This window comes from Massilia sp. TSP1-1-2, assembly GCF_049896185.1.
GTDB lineage: Bacteria > Pseudomonadota > Gammaproteobacteria > Burkholderiales > Burkholderiaceae_D > Telluria_A.
On the sequence record NZ_JAFCTU010000009.1, the window covers coordinates 85,860 to 107,045 of the forward strand.

The 21,186-nt window shown below is 63.1% G+C and carries 18 protein-coding genes; 3 read left to right on the forward strand and 15 right to left on the reverse strand.

From position 1 onward, the window contains the following. Positions 1-4: 4 nt before the first annotated feature. The 12 genes from ACP7BV_RS10005 to ACP7BV_RS10060 form a co-directional block, all read right to left on the reverse strand. Positions 5-2,803, reverse strand: coding sequence for an EAL domain-containing protein (locus ACP7BV_RS10005; RefSeq protein ID WP_426103662.1), 2,799 nt, complete (start codon positions 2,801-2,803; stop codon positions 5-7). A gap of 189 nt (positions 2,804-2,992) precedes the next feature. Further along, positions 2,993-5,296: a YgiQ family radical SAM protein gene (locus ACP7BV_RS10010; protein ID WP_426103663.1), complete on the reverse strand. Its 2,304-nt coding sequence runs from the start codon at positions 5,294-5,296 to the stop codon at positions 2,993-2,995. Positions 5,297-5,479: 183 nt separating this feature from the next. Continuing rightward, positions 5,480-5,788 carry a DUF4404 family protein gene (locus tag ACP7BV_RS10015; protein WP_426103664.1) on the reverse strand — a complete coding sequence of 103 codons (309 nt, stop codon included), beginning with the start codon at positions 5,786-5,788 and terminating at the stop codon, positions 5,480-5,482. Positions 5,789-5,800: 12 nt separating this feature from the next. Then, positions 5,801-6,013 carry a VF530 family DNA-binding protein gene (locus ACP7BV_RS10020; RefSeq protein ID WP_426103665.1) on the reverse strand — a complete coding sequence of 71 codons (213 nt, stop codon included), beginning with the start codon at positions 6,011-6,013 and terminating at the stop codon, positions 5,801-5,803. Positions 6,014-6,099: 86 nt separating this feature from the next. Further along, positions 6,100-6,546, reverse strand: coding sequence for a hypothetical protein (locus tag ACP7BV_RS10025; RefSeq protein WP_426103666.1), 447 nt, complete (start codon positions 6,544-6,546; stop codon positions 6,100-6,102). Positions 6,547-6,689: 143 nt separating this feature from the next. After that, positions 6,690-7,319 (reverse strand): DUF2238 domain-containing protein, encoded by a 630-nt coding sequence (locus ACP7BV_RS10030; RefSeq protein ID WP_426103667.1) that lies wholly within the window; start codon positions 7,317-7,319, stop codon positions 6,690-6,692. Positions 7,320-7,361: 42 nt separating this feature from the next. Continuing rightward, the gene (locus tag ACP7BV_RS10035) at positions 7,362-7,715 is read right to left on the reverse strand and encodes a DUF3147 family protein (protein WP_426103668.1); all 354 of its coding nucleotides are present in this window, start codon (positions 7,713-7,715) and stop codon (positions 7,362-7,364) included. Between the two features lie 102 nt (positions 7,716-7,817). Further along, positions 7,818-9,038, reverse strand: a complete 1,221-nt coding sequence (locus ACP7BV_RS10040; RefSeq protein ID WP_426103669.1) for an MBG domain-containing protein — start codon at positions 9,036-9,038, stop codon at positions 7,818-7,820. Positions 9,039-9,113: 75 nt separating this feature from the next. Beyond that, complete coding sequence (locus ACP7BV_RS10045; RefSeq protein ID WP_426103670.1) at positions 9,114-11,246, reverse strand: M3 family metallopeptidase; 2,133 nt, start codon at positions 11,244-11,246, stop codon at positions 9,114-9,116. Between the two features lie 139 nt (positions 11,247-11,385). Next, entirely contained in the window at positions 11,386-11,589 is a 204-nt protein-coding gene (locus ACP7BV_RS10050) for a SlyX family protein (RefSeq protein WP_426103671.1), read from the reverse strand. A 25-nt stretch (positions 11,590-11,614) separates the two neighbouring features. Next, on the reverse strand, positions 11,615-13,675 hold the full coding sequence (locus tag ACP7BV_RS10055) for a UvrD-helicase domain-containing protein (protein WP_426103672.1): 2,061 nt from the start codon (positions 13,673-13,675) through the stop codon (positions 11,615-11,617). A gap of 299 nt (positions 13,676-13,974) precedes the next feature. After that, complete coding sequence (locus ACP7BV_RS10060; RefSeq protein ID WP_426103673.1) at positions 13,975-14,967, reverse strand: zinc-binding alcohol dehydrogenase family protein; 993 nt, start codon at positions 14,965-14,967, stop codon at positions 13,975-13,977. 100 nt (positions 14,968-15,067) lie between these two features. On the opposite strand from ACP7BV_RS10060, the gene ACP7BV_RS10065 reads away from it, so the two are divergent. Continuing rightward, positions 15,068-15,985 carry a LysR family transcriptional regulator gene (locus ACP7BV_RS10065; protein WP_426103674.1) on the forward strand — a complete coding sequence of 306 codons (918 nt, stop codon included), beginning with the start codon at positions 15,068-15,070 and terminating at the stop codon, positions 15,983-15,985. Between the two features lie 3 nt (positions 15,986-15,988). Here ACP7BV_RS10065 and ACP7BV_RS10070 read toward each other — a convergent pair whose 3' ends face one another. Next, entirely contained in the window at positions 15,989-16,537 is a 549-nt protein-coding gene (locus ACP7BV_RS10070) for a DUF1003 domain-containing protein (RefSeq protein ID WP_426103675.1), read from the reverse strand. A gap of 140 nt (positions 16,538-16,677) precedes the next feature. Between ACP7BV_RS10070 and ACP7BV_RS10075 the strand changes: the two genes are divergently transcribed. Both ACP7BV_RS10075 and ACP7BV_RS10080 read left to right on the forward strand, forming a co-directional pair. After that, complete coding sequence (locus ACP7BV_RS10075) at positions 16,678-17,163, forward strand: SRPBCC family protein (protein ID WP_426103676.1); 486 nt, start codon at positions 16,678-16,680, stop codon at positions 17,161-17,163. A gap of 57 nt (positions 17,164-17,220) precedes the next feature. Next, positions 17,221-17,592, forward strand: coding sequence for a hypothetical protein (locus ACP7BV_RS10080; protein ID WP_426103677.1), 372 nt, complete (start codon positions 17,221-17,223; stop codon positions 17,590-17,592). 24 nt (positions 17,593-17,616) lie between these two features. Here ACP7BV_RS10080 and ACP7BV_RS10085 read toward each other — a convergent pair whose 3' ends face one another. Continuing rightward, entirely contained in the window at positions 17,617-19,059 is a 1,443-nt protein-coding gene (locus ACP7BV_RS10085; RefSeq protein ID WP_426103678.1) for a dihydrolipoyl dehydrogenase, read from the reverse strand. Positions 19,060-19,146: 87 nt separating this feature from the next. Next, complete coding sequence (locus tag ACP7BV_RS10090) at positions 19,147-21,168, reverse strand: primosomal protein N' (RefSeq protein ID WP_426103763.1); 2,022 nt, start codon at positions 21,166-21,168, stop codon at positions 19,147-19,149. Between the last annotated feature and the right edge of the window lie 18 nt (positions 21,169-21,186).

Below are 21,186 nucleotides of genomic sequence, written 5' to 3' on the forward strand. Positions count from 1 at the left end.
TGACTCACAGCGTCACTTTTTGCGCGCGCAGCAAGGCGTCGAACTCCTCGCCCGGCATCGGCCTGGCGAATAAATATCCCTGCCCGTAGTCGCAGCCCGCCGCGAGCAGCAAATCGCACTGCTGCTGCGTTTCCACCCCTTCGGCGATCACGCGCAGGCCCAGCTTGTGGGCCATGACGATGATCGCTTCCGACAAGGCCATGTCGCTGGTGTTGGGCGCCAGGTTGCGGGTGAACGAACGGTCGATCTTCAGGTAGTCGATATCGAATTTCTTCAGGTACGACAGCGACGAATAGCCGGTGCCGAAATCGTCCAACGCTACCTGGATGCCGGCGTCGCGCAGCGCCAGCAGCTTGTCGGTCACGCCGGTGCTGGCGTCAAGCAGCAAGCCCTCGGTGATCTCGACCACGACCGCGTCGCCGTCGAGCCCGAGCGCGTCCAGATGCGCGAACCAGCCTTCGTAACCCTTGCCCTCGCGCTGAAATTCGAGCGGCGACTGGTTGACGCTGACTTGAAAGCGCGCGTTGTGCTCGGCCCGCCAGCGCTGGACCCAGCGTGCCGACTCCTTGAACACCCACTCGCCAATGTCCAGAATCAGCCCGCTCGCCTCGGCCAGCGGGATGAATTCCATCGGGCTGACCAGCCCGCGCTGCGGATGCTGCCAGCGGATCAGCGCCTCGGCCTTGTGGATGCTCCCGGTCTTCAGGTGCACGATGGGCTGGAAGAACACGCGGAACTGGTCGCCCTTGAGGGCGCTCCTCAAGTCATTGGTCAGCCGCATGCGGTTGAGTGCCGCGACCTGCAAGGCCGGCGTGAAGTAGCTGAAGCGGTTGCGCCCGGCACCCTTGGCCGCGTACATGGCCTGGTCGGCGTGCTTGAGCAGGTCGTCGATGTCGCGCGCGTCGTCCGGATACAGCGTGATGCCGATGCTGGCCGAGACGAACGCCTGCTCTTCGCCAAGCTGGAACGGCGCCTGCAGGACGTCGAGGATTTTCTGGGCAATCACGTCCACCGGCGAAACCGCCGACAGGTCCGACAAAATCACCGTGAACTCGTCGCCGCCCAGGCGCGCCACGGTGTCGGTCTCGCGCACGCAGGAGCGGATCCGGCGCGCGGCGTCGATCAGCAGGATGTCGCCCTGGTGGTGGCCGAGCGTGTCGTTGATTTCCTTGAAATGATCGAGGTCGATGAACAAAATCGCAATGCGCTGTCCATCGCGCCGGCTTTTCATGATGTCGTGCTCAAGGCGGTCGTGGAACATGCGCCGGTTGGGCAGTTCGGTCAGCGGATCGAAGTTGGCCTGCTGCCAGATCATCGCTTCCGACTTTTTTTGCTCCGTCACGTCTTCGATCATGCACAGGTGGTGCGGCTGGGCGTCGCTGGCCGTTTCGATTTTCGCGATCGACATGTCGACCCACACCACCGAGCCGTCCGGGCGCAGCAGGCGTTTGCTGGTCTTGAAGCCGACGGCGGCGCCTTCGCTCAGCTGCGCCATCAGCATGACGTCGTCGGCCATGTCGTCCGGGTGCGAGATGTCGGTCCAGTGGCCGCTCTTGATCTGCTCGAAGCTGCGGCCGGTGATCTCGGCGTAGCGCGGATTGACGTCCTTGAATTCGCCGGTGCGCGAGTCGATCAGCGCAATGCCCATCGGCGCCTCTTCGAACATGGTGCGAAAGCGCTGCTCGCCCTTGCGGATGGCGTACTGCGCGCGGCGCCGTTCGCGCGCCAGCAGCCATACGTGCACGCCGGCGCCGGCAAACAGCAGCACGGTGGCGCCGATCAGCACCCGGTACAGCCACGCCATCGTGTTCGCCATCGGCGAACTTTGGTACAGGAAGCCGTCGTACGCGATCCCGCGCGGCAGCATGCCCAGGTCGGCATAGGTATCGGCGATGTGGCGCCAGCGGTCCGGATTCATGTAGCCGATTTCGACCAACACCGGTTGCACCAGCGCGACCATCTGGCGCGCCTCGAACAGCAGGTGCTGGCGGTCATGGCGCGCGGTGTATTTGGCGATGATCAGGTCGGCCATTTCCTCCTGGTGCGCCATGGCATAGGCCCAGCCCTTCATGCTGGCGGCGCGAAACGCTTTCACGCGCGCCGGATGGGCGGCGATTTCGCGCTCGCTGGTAAACAGGTTGTCGCCGTAATAATCGATGCCCGCCGCGCGCGGGCTGTAGACGTCGTAGGCGAAGCCGAGCCGGTCCAGGTAGTCGGGCTCGTTGGTGACGTAGGCCGACATCGCCTCGACCTTGCCGCTCATCAGGTCGCTGATATTGTAAGTATGCTCGACCCGTACCAGGCTCTTGACGGGCACGCCCTCCTTGGTCAGGAAGGCAATCAGTTCATCGGCCTGGGTGAGCTCGTCGACGAGCGAGCCGATCATGACGCGCTTGCCCTTGATGTCGCCGATCCCCGCCTGGTCGCGGTGGCGCACCAGCAGCACGTAGGGCGAATGCTGGAGGATCACGCCCAGCACGACCAGCGGCTTGCCGGCGGCGCGCGCCAGCAGCAGGCTGCTGCTGCCCACGCCATAGTCGGCGCTGCCGTCGATCACGCGCCGCTCCGGTTCGCCGCCATCGCGGCCTTCGGCGATGGTCACGTCGAGCCCGGCGTCGCGGTAAAATCCTTTTTCGACGGCGGCGTAATAGCCGGCGAACTGGAACTGGTGGGTATGCTTGAGCTGGAGCGTGACTTTGTCCTGCGCGTGCGCCGGCAGGCATGCGCACAGGGCGAACGCGGCAGCGATGGACGCGCTCGGCCACAAGGACAGGCAGCGCCGCAACAGGAACAAAGATGTCATCAAACGGTACGCATTCTCGGATGGTGCACTATGGCAACCTAACATCCGATTGTACGATTGTTCGTTACAGAACAGGCGAAAAACCCGATCCGCCGTGCATGACAACAACGGCTTGCCAAAAAATCAAACCGGGGTCAGACCACTTTTGCAGTTTTGCAAAAGTGGTCTGACCCCGGTTTGATGGCAACGCTATTTGCGGCCGGGGCGCGCTTTGGCGGCGGGGGCTGCAGCGACCTTGTGACGCGTTTTGATGGTCGACAGGATCGAGGCGCGCACCTTCGATTCGGGCGCGATGAACGGCGTGGGCGCACTTGCGCGCTCGGTCTTGCGCTTGGGCGCGGCGGCGAACTTGTCGAGCGTGCCGGCGCCGGAGGTCTGGCGCTTGCGCTCGCCCGCAGCCAGGCCGCCGTCTTCGGACGCCTGCCAGCTCGGCACCAGGTGCCGGTCGCCATTGCCGATCAGGTCGCCACGGCCCATCTTGACCAGCGTCTCGCGCAGGATCGGCCAGTTGGCCGGGTCCTGGTAGCGCAAAAAGGCTTTGTGCGCGCGCCGCACCTTGCCGCTTTTGGCGGTCTCGACGACCTCGGAATCGGCCGTCACCTTGTGCAGCGGATTCTTGCGCGAATGGTACATGGTCGTTGCCATGGCCATCGGCGTGGGCATGAAGGTTTGCACCTGGTCGAGCTTGAAGTTGTTTTTCTTTAGCCACAGCGCCAGATTGAGCATGTCTTCATCGGTTGTGCCCGGGTGGGCGGCGATGAAATAGGGAATCAGGTACTGCTTCTTGCCGGCTTCCAGCGAGAAACGGTCGAACATTTCCTTGAACTCGTCATAGGCACCGATGCCCGGCTTCATCATCTTGGACAGCGTGCCTTCCTCGGTGTGCTCGGGCGCAATCTTAAGCAAGCCGCCCACGTGGTGGGTAACCAGTTCCTTGACGTATTCGGGCGAACGCACGGCCAGGTCATAACGTAAGCCCGAGCTGATCAGCACTTTCTTGATGCCCGGAATGGCGCGCGCCTTGCGGTACAGCGAGATCAGTTTGCTGTGGTCGGTACCCAGATTGACGCAAATGGTCGGATACACGCACGACAGGCGGCGGCACGATACCTCGATCGCCTTGTCTTTGCAGGCGAGCCGGTACATGTTGGCGGTTGGCCCGCCCATGTCGGAAATGGTACCCGTAAAACCCTTGGTCTTGTCGCGGATATGCTCGATTTCGCGCAGGATCGACGGCTCCGAGCGGCTCTGGATGATCCGCCCTTCATGCTCCGTGATCGAGCAAAAGGTGCAGCCGCCAAAGCAGCCGCGCATGATGTTGACCGAAAAGCGGATCATGTCCCAGGCCGGAATCTTGGCCTTGCCGTAGCTTGGATGCGGGGCGCGCGCGTAATTCATGTCGTACACGCCGTCCATTTCATCCATCGCCAGCGGCAGCGGCGGCGGGTTGATCCAGACGTCGCGCTCGCCGTGCGCCTGCACGATGGCGCGCGCATTGCCGGGGTTCGATTCCAGGTGGAACACGCGCGAGGCGTGCGCGTACATGACCGGGTCGTCCTTGACCACGTCGTACGACGGCAGGCGCACCACGGTCTTGTTGTGCTGCTCGCGCAGCATGGCCTGGCGCTCTTCGCGCGTCATGATGCGGATCGGCTTGATGACCTCAAGCGGCGGGGTCGAGGCGATGCCTGATGCATTTTCAGTGGCGCAGGCGGCCTTGTCTTCCTGGGCCATGGCGTACGGATCGGGAAGGGGGTCAACCTTGCCGGGCACGTCGACCCGGCTCGAATTGTGCACGCCCCAGTCCGGGCCCGGCAGCCAGCCGCCCGGGGCCATGAAGGCGGTGCCGCGCAGGTCGCGGATATCCTTGATGCTTTCGCCGGCCGCCATGCGGTGGGTCAGGTCGACCAGCGCCCGCTCGGCATTGCCGAACAGTAGCAGGTCAGCCTTGGAATCGGGCAGCACCGAGCGGCGCACCTTGTCGGACCAGTAATCGTAGTGGGCAATGCGGCGCAGCGATGCTTCGATCGAGCCGATGATGACGGGCACGTCGGGAAAGGCTTCGCGCGCGCGCTGGGCGTAGACGGTGACGGTGCGGTCGGGACGCTTGTTCGGCTCGCCGTTGGGCGTGTAGGCGTCGTCGGAACGGATCTTGCGGTCGGCCGTGTAGCGGTTGACCATGGAGTCCATGTTGCCGGCGGTGATGCCGAAATACAGGCGCGGCTTGCCCAGCGCGCGGAACGGTTCGGCCGACAGCCAATCGGGCTGGCTGATGATGCCGACCCGGTAACCCTGCGCCTCGAGCAGGCGGCCGACCAGCGCCATGCCGAAACTCGGATGGTCGATATAGGCGTCGCCGGTGACCAGGATGACGTCGCACTGGTCCCAGCCCAGGTCGGCCATTTCGGCGCGGGACATGGGAAGGAAAGGCGCGGCGGAAGCGCGGCTAGACCGCTTGGGGACGGTCGCAAACAGGTTGATTGGGGAGTTCATTGGCCGGTATTGTACCGGAAAACGCGCGCTGCCGACTCGCCCTGCCGGAAAATTCCAGACGGGGATCATGCAAAAACGTCTTGATTATCAATAACTTGTGACGTTTGCGCCACAAAAACAGGCAGCGCGGTGCAATCTGCTGCGCGATCGACTGTGCAGGCAAGCTGCACAGTTAAGGCGCGATCAGATTCCCATATTGGCGAGCATGCGCCCCAGTTCGCGCAGCGCAGGCTCAAGCCGCGGATGGTCGACCGCGAAGCGGGCGGTAAGTTCCTGGGTGCGCTCGGCCAGGCCGAAGGTCTGCGATTCGGCGTCGTCAACGGCGGCGGCGGGGGCGTCAATCGCCGTGCGCCGTTCGAGCAGGGTGCGGATGTCGCCGTCGAGCTGGCGCAGCAGCGACTGCAATTCTTCATCGATGTCGCCGGTCTGGGCCAGATTGGCGTGCAAGTCCTGCAAATGGGCTTTGAGGTTTGCTGTGTCTTGATTCAACATGTCATCCTCGATTTATGGTGTGAACTGCGTCTGCAGGTACAACTCTTCCACTTTGCTGCGCGCCCAGGGGGTCTTGCGCAAAAAAGTCAGGCTGCTCTTGACGCTCGGGTCGCTGTTGAAGCATTTGATGTCGATCTGCTTGCCCAGCGCTTCCCACCCGTAATGCTCCACCAGGCGCGTCAGGATCGATTCTAATGTAATACCGTGTAATTCCTGAACACTCATTGTTGTTGCAGTCTCCAATGTTAAGTAAAGCCATACCAGTAACTTTACACCGAAACGCCCCCGGCGGCCATGCCGGGCGCGCAGGCTTATTGGGAAACATGCAGGTCGTACCGCGCGCCGTTGGCAAACAGGCACGAGCCGGAACCGAGCGTGGCACTGCTCATCGCATAGTCGCAGCGCGCAAAGCCGCCGCGGTTGCCGCTGGCATTGGCCAGGCCCTTGGACGAGTGGGGCGCGCGCGTCGCTTCCCCCTGGTAAGACTCGCCGCCCACATTGAACGAAAACTGGCCGTGCCCGTCTTCCGGATTGCTGATGATGCCCGACGTGGCCCCCATGCGCGAGGCTGCTTGGTTGCCCGGATACAGGCGGGCCGTGTAAGGCGCGCGGATCGCGGCCATCGGGATGATCGCGGTGCCCGAGGCGCTGTAGCCGCCCCCGCCGGGCATGGTCTGGTTCAGCGGCATCACGTAGCAGGCCGACAGTGCGCCACCGGTGAGGCAGACAGCAAGAACACTTTTCAAATTAAACATCATTTTCACTCCTTCAGGTTATCCATCAAGGTGCAGCTCAATGGAACCAAGTATAAGGAGGCGAAACTATTTTTCCATTTTATTCGACAAGGAATCGCGGCACGATACCTTGCAGATCTTGCCGTGCTACGCGGGACGCGCGACATTCATGGCTGGGGCGCCGGTGCCACGCCCGCACTGCTGCGGGCATACACCAGCGCCCAGCCCAGGCTGCCCAAGGTCGCCATCAGCATGTCCTTGTGCGCGTCCCACATATCGCCCTGCTGGCCGTTGTAGGCTTCGGCGTCCTTGCCGGAAAGCGTCATGGCGACGGCCAGCTCGAACCACTCATACCAGAGGCTGGCGATCATGATGGCCGAAATGGCGATCACAAAGGCGCGCAGTGGCGTGACGACATAGCGCCGGATCACGTACGAGGCAATGCACGGCGTAAAACAGGCACCGAACATGAAATGCACCAGCCGGTCGAAGTGATTGCGCGTCCAGCCCATCGTGGCATTGATGGAAAACCCGAACAGGCTCTGGCCCCATGCATCGTAGGGCACATACGAATACAGCCAGCGCGCCGCGATCGAATGCACGGACAGGAACAAGGCCATGAAGAAAAAATCCCGGTCGCCAACCTGCAGGCGCGCGCTATAGCGCCACATCAAAAACAGGGCAAGCACGGTCAGGGAGCCATGCATTGCCTGTTCCATCGGGTCGGGCGGCTTGATCCAGGTCGCTGCGATGACGAGCAGCATGAGCGCGGTGCTGATGCGTTTGGAAGGAAACATGACGTTACGGGACAATGCCAGGCACGGTCAAGGCGGGCGCGCTCACGGAAGCAACTCGACGCCGAACTGGCGCATCACGACAGCAAACGCCACGAAACAACAGGCCGTAATGCCGACACTGGCAATGAGCGTGAGCCAGAATCCCAAACGCGGCAACAGCACGGGAAAAGCGAGGAACATCGGCAGCGTCGGTACCACGTACCAGAATGTGTACCAGGCGTGATTGGCGATCTTTTCCGGCGGCTGCTTTTCAAGATACAACCAGATCAGCGCAAGGAACGTTACCAATGGCAACGCAGCGAACAGGCCGCCGAGCCGGTCGCTGCGTTTTGCCGCTTCCGATATCAGCACGACCAAGCCTGCCGTAATCAGGTATTTTGTGACCAGCCAAGCCATATTGCCTCCTTGAGCAAAAGGCAACAGTCTACCCTTTCTCCAGACGCAAAGTGTTCCTGTTCCCGCCGCGGGGCCGGCGGGTGGCCCCGCCGCCCAACCTGCTTAGTCTTCAGGCACCTCGCCGAGCTGCACCGCATCCGGCAATTTGATGCCGTTGTTGACCACTTTCAGATTCAACCTGGCCAGGCTGCGCTTGCCGTTGCCATTGAAGCGATAGCCGAAGGACGCCGGCTCATCGCCTTGTTGCAGCACTTCGTCGCGGTTGCCGCCGGCAAGTTTGACAGAAGTAGCGGACAGCGCACTGGTGATGGCATCCTTGATTGCGCCGTCTTGCGCCGTGATCGCCAGCGTGCCGTCCACCAGTTTGGTGAAGTCGTAGTTGGTCGCAACCAGCCCCGTTGCGTTGGCGCTAATGACCGCGTACCCCACTGGCGTGATGCCATTTGCGGTACTCGTTGCGTTGGCCGAACCGCTGACCACGGCGCGCGTATCCCCATTGACGAAGCCGGTGACAGTTTGCGTAAAGACCGGATTGACCGCGCCATACAGCCGGGCCTGGTCATCGGCAGTGACGGTCAGCTGTGCCTTGCTGATGCTCAAGGCGCCATTAGTGGCTGAAATCACGTAGTTGCCATTGGCAAGCGCATTGGCATTGATCGTATAGCTGCCGACATTGTCGCCGGCGGCGCGGGTCAGCGCGCCGGTGAAGGTGTCGCCGGCCACCAGGCCACGGCTGGCGCCGGCCGCTTCCGCAGTGAAGGTCAGCGCCGGGTCGGCGCTGCCGTAGACCTTGGTCTTGGCGTCGGCGGCAAGCGTGATCGGCCGCGCGCTGATGGTCAAGGCGCCGTTGCTTGCCGTGATCAGGTAGTTGCCGTTCCTCAGTGCATTGGCGTTGATCGTGTAGCTGCCGACATTTTCGCCGGCGCTGCGGGTGAGCGCGCCGGTGAAGCTGTCGCCCGCCACCAGGCCACGGCTGGCGCCTGCCGCTTCGACCGTGTAGGTCAGGCTCGGGTCGGCGTTGGCGTAGACCTTGGTGTTGGCGTCGGCCGTCAAGGTGATCGGACGGCCGCTGATGCTCAAGACACCGTCGAGCGCCGTGATCAGGTAGTTGCCACTGGCCAGCGCGTTGCCGTTGATGCTGTAGCTGCCGACGTTCTCGCCAGCAGCGCGCACCAGTGCACCGGCAAAGGTGTCGCCGGCGACTGCGCGAGGACAATGTAACTCTGCGGCACTGCGGTCCCATCTGCTACAGCCGCCTTCGCGAGGACGATATAGTGCTGCTGCACCGTTGCCCCTTTTGCTACGGCCTCCTTGAGAGGGCACAAGTTACGCCTTCGCCGTCCTGACCGAAAAAAACCGCTCCAGGTACAGAGCGGTTTTTTTACGACTGACGATCGATCAGTTGCCCACCAGCCCGCGCCGTTCCAGCAAAGGCTCGATCTTCGCATCGCGGCCGCGGAACGTGCGGAACAAATCCATCGCTTCGGCCGTGCCGCCGCGCGAAAGCAGCGTTTTGCGGAAATGGTCGCCATTCTTGCGCTGCAGGCCGCCGCTTTCGCGGAACCATTCGACGGTGTCGGCATCGAGCTTTTCGCTCCACAGGTAGGCGTAATAGCCCGCGGAATAGTCGCCGCCCATGCTGTGCGAAAAATACGTGCTGCGGTAGCGCGGCGGCACCGGCGCAAAATCGACGCCCGCCTCCTTCAGCGCGGCCGCTTCAAAAGCGAGCACGTCGCCGGGAACCTTGTCCGCGCTCAGCTGGTGCCAGCGCTGGTCGAGAATCGATGCCGCCAAGTACTCGGTGGTGGTAAAGCCCTGGTTGAATTTTTTCGATGCGGCGACCTTGTCGAGCAACTCCTTCGGCATCAAGGCGCCGGTCTTATAGTGCTTGGCATAGTTGGCCAGCACTTCGGGCGCCGTCATCCACATTTCGTTTACTTGCGATGGATACTCGACGAAATCGCGCGGCACGTTGGTGCCCGAAAAACGGGGATATTTCACATTTGACAGCATGCCGTGCAAGGCATGGCCAAACTCGTGGAAGGCCGTCTTGACTTCATCGCTGGTGAGCAAGGTCGGCTCGCCTTTTGGCGGCTTGGGAATGTTCAAGTGGTTGGCCACGACCGGCATGTTGCCAAGCAGGCTGTTCTGGGACACGTAAGCATTCATCCAGGCGCCGCCGCGCTTGTTGCTGCGCGCGTACATGTCGGCCAGGAAGATCGCCAACTGCTTGCCGTCGGCGTCATACACGTCGAACACGCGCACGTCGTCGTTGTACACGGGCAAGTCCTTGCGTTCCTTGAAGGTCAGGCCGTACAGCTTTTCAGCGGCAAAGAACACGCCCTTGACCAGCACGCTGTCGAGCTCAAAATATGGCTTGAGCTGGTTTTCGTCAAAGCTGTAGCGCGCCGCGCGCACCTTGTCGGTATAAAACGCCCAGTCGTGCGCGGCGACCTTGAAACCGCCCTTCTCGGCGTCGATGATGTTCTGGATTTCAGCTGCTTCCTTGCGCGCGTTGGCAACGGCCGGCTTGGCCAGTTCGGACAGCAGCTTGTTGACGTTGGCCGTGTTTTGCGCCGTCTGGTCCAGCAGCGAATAGGTGGCGTAGTCCGGGTAGCCGAGCAGGGCGGCGCGTTCGGCGCGCAGCTTGGCCAGCTTGAGCACGACGGCGCGGTTGTCGAACTTGCCGCCGTGGCTGCCGCGGTTCATCGACGCGGCCAGCAGGCGCTCGCGCACGGCGCGGTTGGTCAGCACCGCCAGCGCGGGCTGGCCGGTGGTGTTCATCAGCGGCACGACGAATTTTCCTTTGAGGCCGCGCTTGTCCGCTTCGGCGGCGGCGGCGGTGATCTCGGCGTCACTCATGCCGGCAAGTTCCGTGCGCACATTGACCACCAGCGCCGAGGCGTTGGTTTCCTTGAGTACGTTCTGGCCAAAGGTGCTTTGCAGCGTGGCGATCTGGCCGTTATAGGCTTTCAGGCGCTTCTTGTCTTCCGGCTTGAGGTCGGCGCCGGCCAGCACAAAGTCCTTGTTGTAGCGCTCCAGCAAAAATGCCGATTCCGGGTCGAGCCCGAGCGTGGCGCGCCGCTGGTACAGGGTCTTGACGCGCTGGTACAGCTTGTCATTGAGGAAGACGGCGTCGCTGTGCGCCGCCAGCTTGGGCGCCATCTCGCGGTCGATCGCGTCGAGCTTGTCGTTGGTATTGGCCCCTTGCAGCGACGAGAAAATGGTGCGTACGCGGTTGAGCAACTGGCCCGATTTTTCCATTGCCACGATGGTGTTGTCGAAGGTGGGCGCTTGCGCATTGTTCGCAATCGCGTCCATTTCCTTGAGGTTTTCGCGCATGCCGGCAATAAAAGCTGGCTGGTAATGGCTGTCCTTGATCTTGTCGAAGGGCGGGTACTCGTAAGGCAGCGTGCTCGCCGAGGCCAGGGGATTGGTGGCCGGCAGCGCGGCGGCGGCCGGTGCGGCCAGTGCCGCGCAATTGACCAGCGCGAGGCTGGCGGCGATGATAAGCATCTGAGGACGGTTCATGGCATCTTTCACGATCGCTAATGGTGGACTGCCGGCGGGTAGCCAGCAGCGGTCAGTCGAAGATGATATCAGGATGTTATGGAAGCGTCATGCGCAAGCGTGTATGCATGTGCCGGTGCAGGTGCAACACGGACCGGCTTCAATAATGGGGCGGACGGTCGTTGATCAGGCCGGGGGCCGACTGCGCATTGTTGCGAATGTGCTCGGCGAGTTGGTGCACCATCGCCTCGAGCTGGTCGATGCGGCGGCTTTGCTGGTACACCATCTGGTTGAGGGACTCGACCAGGTCTTCGGTGTGCACGAGTTTGAGTTCAATATCGACGAAACGTTCTTCCTGGCTCACTGCACTGGCTCCTGAATGTTCTTGATCATGTTTTGGCGGTCGCCAGCAGCGCTTTCAGGCTCGCGAGGCGGTCCTTGGGCGAGAGCGTTTCTGCCTCGGTCGGCACGGCATCGCCCACATCGAGTTCCATTTCCTTGATGAAGCGCGAGACGTCGCAATGGACTTGCTCGCCGGCCCGCTTGCGCTTTTTACACCAGGTGATGTGCAAGGTGCGCTGGGCGCGCGTGATGCCAACGTACATCAGGCGCCGTTCTTCCTGGATGCGCGCCGCGACGATCTCGACCGGCGCGTCCGGGTCGCCCTTGTGCGGCAGGATACCTTCTTCCACGCCGACCAGGAATACGTGCGGAAACTCCAGCCCTTTCGACGCGTGCAGGGTGGACATGCGCACCGCATCCTGCTCTTCGTCCTGGCCTTCGAGCATGCTCATCAGGGCGACCATCTGCGTCAGTTCCAGCAAGTTTTTTTCTTCGCCGGATTTGTCCTTGCCGCCATTGCCCCGCTCCTTGAGCCAGTTGACAAATTCCAGCACGTTTTGCCACTTGCTTTGCGCCGCGCGGTCTTCGAAAGTATCGTACAGATAACTTTCGTAGGCGATTTCTTTCATCATGTCGTCCAGCACGGCGGCGGCATTTTCGCCGCTGCCCGACGGGCCCGGCCGGCTGGCGCGCGATTCGAGCTGGTTGATGAAGTTGGCAAACGCGCGCAGCGGCAACAGCTGGCGGTCGGGCAGCTTGGCTTCGATGCCGCCCTTGAAAGTCGCCTCGAACAGCGAGCAATTCCATTGCTTGGAAAACTCGCCCAGCACTTCCAGCGTGGCCATGCCGACGCCGCGCTTGGGCGTGGTCACGGCGCGGATAAAGGCCGGGTCGTCGCCTTCATTGGCGATCAGGCGCAAGTAGCTGATGATGTCCTTGATTTCCGCCTTGTCGAAAAAACTTTGGCCCCCGGAAATTGTGTAGGGAATACGTTCCTTGCGCATCGATTGCTCGATCACACGCGCCTGGTGGTTGCCGCGGTACAGGATGGCGTAATCGGACCACTTGTTCTTGCGCTGGAAGCGGTCGCCCGAGATCATGATCGCCACCTGCTCGGCTTCCTGCTCGTCGGTCTGCATGCCCAGCACCTTGATCGGCTCGCCCAGGCCGTGTTCGGACCACAGCGACTTTTCAAACAGCTTGGGGTTGTTGCCGATGACCGCGTTGGCTGCGGCCAGGATGCGGGTGGTGGAACGGTAATTTTGCTCGAGCTTGATGACCCGCAGGTCGGGGAAATCGTCGCCCAGCGTTTTCAGGTTTTCGACCGAGGCGCCGCGCCAGGCGTAGATGGCCTGGTCGTCGTCGCCGACGGCGGTAAACATCGGCTTTTTGCCGATACCCGTCACCAGGAGCTTGACCAGTTCGTACTGGCAGGTGTTGGTGTCCTGGTACTCGTCCATGAGCAGGTAGCGCAGGCGGCGCTGCCACTTGTCGCGGATCGGGTCGTTGTTGCGGAACAGTTCCACCGGCAGGCGGATCAGGTCATCGAAGTCGACCGCCTGGTAGGCCGCCAGCGTGGCCACGTAGCTGCGAAACACGCGCGCGGCGGTTGCTTCATCTTCGTCCTTGGCCTGCTTGATCGCGTCTTCCGGGTCGACCAGGCCGTTTTTCCACAGCGAGATCGCGTTCTGGATGCTGCGGATCAGCTGCTTGTCGGTGGTGATCGCCAAGTCCTGGACCAGGCCGTAGCAGTCGTCGCTGTCCATGATTGAAAAGCGGTCCTTCAAGCCTACGCCGGCCGCTTCCTGGCGCAGGATTTTCACGCCCAGCGAGTGGAAGGTCGACACCGTCAGCTGCTTGGCCTGGCGCGGCTGCTTGAGCAGCTTGGCAATCCGCTCCTGCATTTCAAGCGCGGCCTTGTTGGTGAAAGTCAGCGCGGCGATGGTGCGCGGATCGTAGCCGCGGTCTTCGATCAGGTGCGCGATTTTCTGGGTGATCACGCGCGTCTTGCCCGAACCGGCGCCGGCCAGCACCAGGCAAGGGCCGTCCAGATACATCACAGCTTCGCTCTGGGGAGCGTTCAGGCCGAACTTGGGGGTGGTGGACATCGGGAAGGGCAGCTTTCTGGAAACAACCAGGCATTGTAGCGTATCGCTGGCGCGATGCGCCGTGCTTAGCGTTAACCGTTGGGCGGAAAAGGGCAAGGCCGGCATTGCGCCAACACTTCAAAAGCCCGACAGCGCGATCTCGCCGATCGCCCTGCGCACCTTGTAGCGAATGGCTGGCGGAATGCGCTGCGCTTTTCCGCCCTACGGTCCGTGGTAAACGTCAGGCGGAAAAGGGCAAAGCCGGCATGCCGTGACAAACGTAGGGCGGAAAAGGGCAACGCCCGCATTCCGCCAACGCCTCAAAAGCCCGACAACACGATCTTGCCAATAGCCCTGCGCCCTTCCAGCGTTGCATGCCCCCGAGCGATATTGGCCGCGTTGATCGCGCCATAACTCTCGCCCAGGGTGGTCACCAGCACGCCTTCATCAACCAGCCTCGCTACTTTATCGAGTAGCTGGTGCTGTTTGACCATGTCGGCCGTGCCGAACATCGAACGCGTAAACATCAGTTCATACACCAGCGTCGCGCTCTTGGTAAACAGCTCCTCCACGGCCAGCGGCCCGACGTTCTGCACAATGCTGCAAATTTTCCCTTGCGGCGCAATCGCCGCCGCCATCGCGGCAAAGTGCTTGTCGGTCTCGTTCAGGCACAAGATAAAATCCACCGTTGGCAGCCCCAGCGCGGCCAACTGCGCCAGCATGTCGCCGTTGTGATCGATGACATGGTCCGCCCCCAGCGTCTTGCACCACGCCGCTGACTGCGCCCGCGACGCCGTGGCCACCACCGTCAGGCGAGCCAGCTTTTTGGCCAGCTGGATCGCTATCGAACCCACCCCGCCCGCCCCGCCAATGATCAATACGCTCTTTCCTTGATCAGCGCCCTCGCTGGAGACGCCGAGCCGCTCGAACAGCGCTTCCCAGGCGGTGATGCTGGTTAGCGGCAGCGCGGCGGCCTGCTCGAACCCCAGCGTGGCCGGCATGCGCCCCACGATGCGCTCGTCGACGACGTGGTATTCGCTGTTGGCGCCCTGGCGCGTGAGGCTGCCCGCGTAGAACACCTGGTCGCCCACCTTGAACAGCTTGGTCTCGGCGCCCACCGCCGCAACCACGCCCGCCACATCCCAGCCCAGCACGCGCGGCCCGTCGCCATCGGGCGCGGCGCCGCGCATCTTGTGATCGATCGGATTGACCGAAACCGCCTCCACCTTGACAACCAGGTCGCGCGCGCCAGCCTGGGGGGACGGCAGGTCAATGTCCTGCAAAATACCGTTGATGACGCCGATGGCTTTCATGCTGTTTTCCTTAAGTTGTGAACATGCAGCCAGTCTAAAGCACATTGATTCGATTGATAAGCTGCATAATGCTGAAATTACTATTCACCAAAACAATCAAATGAGCTTGGATCTGCTGGACGTCGCCCTGTTCGTGCGCGTGTGCGCCACGCACAATCTGTCGGCCGCCGGGCGCGAGTTCGGCCTGTCGCCGGCCGCGTCGAGCGCGCGCATGGCGCAGCTCGAACGTGCACTTGGCGCGCGCCTGCTGCACCGGACCACGCGCCAGATCACGCTCACGCAGGACGGCGAAGCCTTCCTGGAGCGCGCGGTGCCGCTGCTGGACGCGGCCGAACAGGCCGCATCATCGGTGGGCGGGGCCGACCGCCAGCCGCAAGGCTTGCTGCGGGTGGCGGCCTCGGTCTCGTTCGGGCGCTTGCACCTGATGCCGGCGCTGGCCGACTTTTTGGCCCGGTATCCCGGCATCCGGCTCGATTTGCGCCTGTCGGACCGCGTGATCGACATGGCGGTGCACGGGATCGACGTAGCGGTGCGGATTGGCGCGCTGCGCGACTCGGCGCTGGTGGCGCGTACGCTGGCGCCTAGCCGCATGTGGCTGTGCGCCTCGCCCGCCTACCTGGAACAATTCGGCACACCCGCGCGCCCCGAGGACCTGGCCGATCACGCGTGCCTGGTGCTGGAAGGGACCAATCCGTGGCGCTTCATGGAGGGGGACAAGGTGCTGTCGGTGCGCGTGGGCGGGCGCCTGCAAAGCGACAATGGCGAAGCCAATCGCGATGCGGCCATCGCCGGCCTTGGCATCGCGCTGCAGGCCACGTGGGCGATGTACCAGCAGATCAAGAGCGGGCAACTGGTGCGGGTGCTGGCCGGCTTTCCGCTGGCGGGGGAATCGGTGGTGTCGGCCCAGTACCTGAACCGCAATTTTTTGCCGCCCAAGACACAGGTGTTCATCGACTATTTTGCGGCGCGTTTCGGGCCGGCGCCGTATTGGGACGAAGGCCTGCCGCTCATACCTTGACGTTCATACCTTCACGCTCGGCTCCACGTCGTGCTTGATGCACAGCTTGTTGAGCACGCGCAGCTGCTCGTGCTGCAGCTCGATTAACTGCAGCTTGAAAGCGTCCATTTTTTCGTGCAGCGCCATGATCTCAAGTTCCGCCTTCAGATTGACCTGGTAGTCATTTTGGGCCCTCAGGCGGTCTTTTTCGCCCTCGCGGTTCTGCGACATCAGAATCACCGGCGCCTGGATCGAGGCCAGCATCGACAGGAACAGATTGAGCAGGATGTAGGGGAAGGGGTCGAACGGCTGGTGGCCGCCGCGCACCAGCAGGTAAGAATTGAGCACTACCCAGCTCACCAGCACCAGCGCGAACAGGCCGATGAAGGTCCATGAACCGCCGAAGCGCGCCACCGCATCGGCCGCAGCTTGGCCGAAGGTGGCGTCGTCGTCGAGCTCCATCTGGCTGAGCGTGACCGGGCGCCGTTCGGCGATGTGCTTGGCCACCAGATCCTTGCTGCGCTTGGTCATGGCTTCGGCGTGGGCCAGGTAGTCTCGGTGTTTGGTCCGCATGGGCTTTTCTTTGGCTGTCGATTTTCAGGCGCTAGTGTAGCGCAAGGCAAGTTTTCGGTGCACACAAAGTGGCGGCGACCAAGCCCTTGCGTTACCATGCGGCTATCGGCGCAGCATGCGCCATTTGACCCGAGAGCACCATGAAATTTGAACACCTGATTGAAATTAACGACCCGCTCAATCCGCTGATCGAGACCATCACGCGCGACCAATTGTGGCGCGGACTGGTGCTGCGCGCCGACTCGCCCAAGCTGTTCGTGCCGCACCTGGACGAATGCACGATAGACGAGCGGGAAAGCGGCAGTTTCAGGCGCGTGCTGCGCTACGGCGAATTGCGCATCACCGACCGCGTGATCCTCACGCCGCTCGAACAGGTGCGCTATGAAATCGACGAGCAGGGCGACATCAGCGCCTCAAGCCTGACCATGACGATCGAGGCGCCCGGCGAGCACACGCTGTACGTGCGCTTCAAGTACGACGACGGGCATGATGCGGCTCTGGATGCAGCCAATGCGATGTATGACGAATTTCGCAAGTCGGCGTACCAGGAGGCTGACATCGATACGATCCGCGTGCTGCGCGAACTGACCGCCGAGGGGCGGCTGGATGCGGCGTACTTGAACTAGGCGGCGCTGGCGGAATGCGCTTGCGCTTTTCCGCCCTACGGTCCGTGGCAAACGTCGGTGGAACCCGACGGTGCCGGCATGCCGTGGCAAACGTTCGGTGGAAAACGACAACGCCGGCATGCCGTGGCAAACGTTCGGTGGAAAACGACAGAGCCGGAATGCCGTGGCAAACGTCGGGTGGAAAACGACATGCCGGCATGCCGTGGCAAACGTCGGGTGGAAAACGACACGCCGGCATGCCGTGGCAAACGTCGGGTGGAAAACGACACGCCGGCATGCCGTGGAAAACGTAGGGCGGAAAAGGGCAAAGCCCGCATTCCGCCAACGCCTCAAGAGCCCGACAGCACGATCTTGACGATCGCCCTGCGCGCGTTGTCGCAATTGGCTGGCGGAATGCGCTACGCTTTTCCGCCCTATGGTTCGATCTGACCGGCCAGTAGCCACCCCCGTACATTAATCTCCCGGCAGCATCTCGGCATCCTCGCAATGCGCAGGCGCGCCCTTCTCCAGCTCCGCCGCCAGGTCGCGCAGCGCGGTGCGCACGCCCTCCTCGATCACCGGATGGTAGAACGGCATCTCCAGCATCTGCGCCACCGTCATCCGTGCCTGGCAAGCCCATGACAGCAAGTGCCCCAGGTTTTCCGCGCGCGGCGCGATCATCTCGGCGCCCAAAAACCGACCCGTCGCATACTCCCCGTACACGCGCAGCATGCCGTGATTTTGCAGCATCACGCGGCTGCGGCCCTGGTTGGTGAACGATACCGAACCCACCGCAAACTTGGGGCGGCCCGGCGCGCACAGCTCATGGTACGACTCGCCCAGGGTGGCGATCTGCGGCTCGGTAAACGCGATCGCCAGCGGCGTGCGGCGCAGGCCCGGGCGCACGTCGGGATACCGGCCCGCATTGTCGCCCGCGATCTTGCCATGGTCGGCCGCCTCGGGCAGCACGGGGCGCTCGTTGTTGGCGTCGCCGGCGATGAAAATATGGCTGGTCCCGCACTGCATGGTGGACGGATCGAACAGCGGAATACCCTTTGCGTCCAGCTCCAGGCCGGTGGTCTCGATGCCGATATTGTTCACGTTCGGCGTGCGCCCGACCGTCACCAGCACGTACTGAAAGCGCTCGCTGCGCTCGGCGCCGGCCGCGTCGCGCGTGGTGAGGACGACTTCGTCGCCATCCTGCTGCGCCTTGACGATGGTCTGCTGAAAGCGCAAGTCCAGTTCGGCCTCCAGTGTCTTGGCCGCCACGTGCAGCACCTCGGGGTCGCTCAGCTGGGCCACGCTGCCGCCGCGCGCAAAAAAGCTCACCCGCACACCTAACCGGCTCAAAGCCTGGCCCAGTTCCAGGCCAATCACCCCGGTGCCGATGACGGCGACCGACGCCGGCAAGTCGGTCCAGGCGAACACATCGTCGCTGACGATGACGCCGGTGCCGACATCCTTGAGGATCGGCAGCATGACCGGGGTCGAACCGCTGGCGATGACGATGCGCGCCGCTTCAATGGCGGTGTGATCGTCCACCTGCAGCGCATGCGGTCCCGTAAAGCGCGCGTGGCCGCGCAGCTTGTCGGCATCCGGAATATGGTCGACGCCTTCGAGGACGAAGCCCACGAAGCGGTCGCGCTCCGTGCGCACGCGCGCCATGACGGCGCGGCCATCGATGCGCGTTTCACCTGCATGAACGCCAAAGCCGCTCGCCAGCGCCAGCATGTGGGCCGCCTCGCCGGCTGCGATCAGCAGCTTGCTCGGCATGCAGCCGACGCGCGCGCAGGTGGTGCCGTAGGGGCCGCTCTCGATGACGACCGCGGTTTTCCCCTGCGCGCGCGCGGCGCGGTACGCGGCCAGGCCGGCGGTGCCGGTCCCGATTACCGCGACATCGACTGTAAGCTTGTTCATTAAATAATTCCCGTTGGTTGTTCCGTGCGTCGATTCTATATGGGTATCCAGATAGCCGCTGGCAAGCCGACCCAGGGTCAAAATACTTCAGATGTCGAGGGGGTCGACTTCGAGGGACCACTTGACGCGGCTTTTGATGTCGCGCAGCGTGCTCAGCCATTCTTTGAGGAAGGCTTGCAGCGCGGGCCGCGATGCGCTCTCGACCAGCAACTGCGCGCGGTCGACATTGTGCACGCGCGTCATCGTCATCGGAATCGGGTCGTTGATGGTGATGACGTCGTTGGCGATGCAGTCGCGCGCCGCTTCCAGAAAGGCGATTGCGGTGGCAAGCTCGGGGGCTTCGGCGCGCAGCAATGCCTGGTACATATACGGCGGCAGCGCGGCCTGGCGCCGCTCTTCGAGCAAGCTGCTGGCGAAACGGTCGTAGTCGTGGTTGACCACCGCCGAATATAAGGGGTGCGCCACGTAGCGGCTCTGGATCAGCACTTCGCTCACGCTGCCGCCTTCGGCCCGCGCGGCCCGCCCGGCGCGCCCGGCCACCTGCATCAGCTGCGCGAACAGCCGCTCGCTGGCGCGGTAGTCCTGCGAGAACAGCGCGGTGTCGGGATTTAAAATCCCCACCAGCGTGAGCTTTTTAAAGTCGTGCCCCTTGGCGACCATCTGGGTGCCGATCAGGATATCGACTTCGCCCCGGTGCACGGTGTCGAACGCGGCCTGCGCACTACCTTTCTTGCGCGTGGAGTCGGCATCGATGCGCAGGATGCGCGCCTCGGGGAACATGGCCTGCAACCCTTCTTCCACGCGCTGGGTGCCGCGCCCGAGCGGCTGCAAGTCGACATTGCCGCAGGTGGGGCAGTGGCGCGGGATGCGCAGCTCCAGGCTGCAGTGGTGGCAGCGCAGCCGGTGCTCAGGCTTGTGCAGCACCATGAATGAGGTGCAGCGCGTGCAGTTGCTAATCCAGCCGCACGATTCGCACGTGATCACGGGCGCATACCCGCGCCGGTTCAAAAACAGCAGCGACTGTTCGCCGCGCTCAAGCCTCTGGCGCAGCGCGGCCACCAGGTGCGAGGTCAGCCCGTCCTTGGGCTTGTCGCGCTCCATGTCGAGCAGTTTCACGCGCGGCAGCACGGCGTCCTTGACGGCGCGCTCGCGCAGCTCGAGCTTGCGGTAGCGCCCCGATCCCGCGTGGTGCCAGCTCTCGAGCGAGGGCGTGGCCGAACCCAATACGATGGGAATGGCCAGCTGGCGCGCGCGCCACACCGCCAGGTCGCGCGCCGAGTAGCGCAGCCCCTCCTGCTGCTTGTATGAGGGGTCGTGCTCCTCGTCGATGACGATCAGCTTCAGGTGCGGCAGCGAAGCGAGGATCGCCAGGCGCGTGCCGAGCACGATGCGCGCCTGGCCTTGGTGCGCCGCCAGCCAGTGCAGCATGCGCTCGCCCTCGGACAGGCTGCTGTGCAGCGTGGCCAGCATCACGCCGGGAAAGCGCGCGCGGATATTCCCTTCAAGCTGCGGCGTGAGGTTGATCTCGGGGACCAGGATCAGGATCTGGCCTTGGGCTTCGCGCGCGAGCACCTGCGCGCAAGCCTGCAAATAGACTTCGGTCTTGCCGCTGCCGGTTACGCCGTACAGCAAAATCGGCGTGAACCCCTGCGCACCCCCGATCGCGTCGGCCGCTTCCTGCTGCGGGCCGTTCAAAACGGGCATGTCGAACGGAGTATGGTCGTGCGCGTCCGTATGCTTGGCCAGTTTTTTCAGGGCGCGGTCGAGGTTGACGGTGGTCAGCACGCGCAGGTTCTTGGGCACGCCGGGTAGCGCTACCTCGCCCAGCGGACGCTGGTAATAGTCGGCGGCAAAGGCGGCCAGCGCCAGCCAGGCCGCAGACAGGGGCGCGAGCTGGCTGCGCACGGCCAGGGCATCCTTGAGCTTGTCGGCAGGGACCTCGGTGTCGTGCTTGACCTCGACAATGAGTCCGACTACCTCGCGGCGCCCGAAACTGACCATTGCCAGCTGCCCGGCCTGCGGCTCCTCGCCCGGCGCGCATGGCCAGCGGTAGTCGAAGCAGCTGTTAAGCGGCGTATCGAGCGCAAGACTGAGGATGCAATACGACATCAGGGGCCGGTTCGCTTC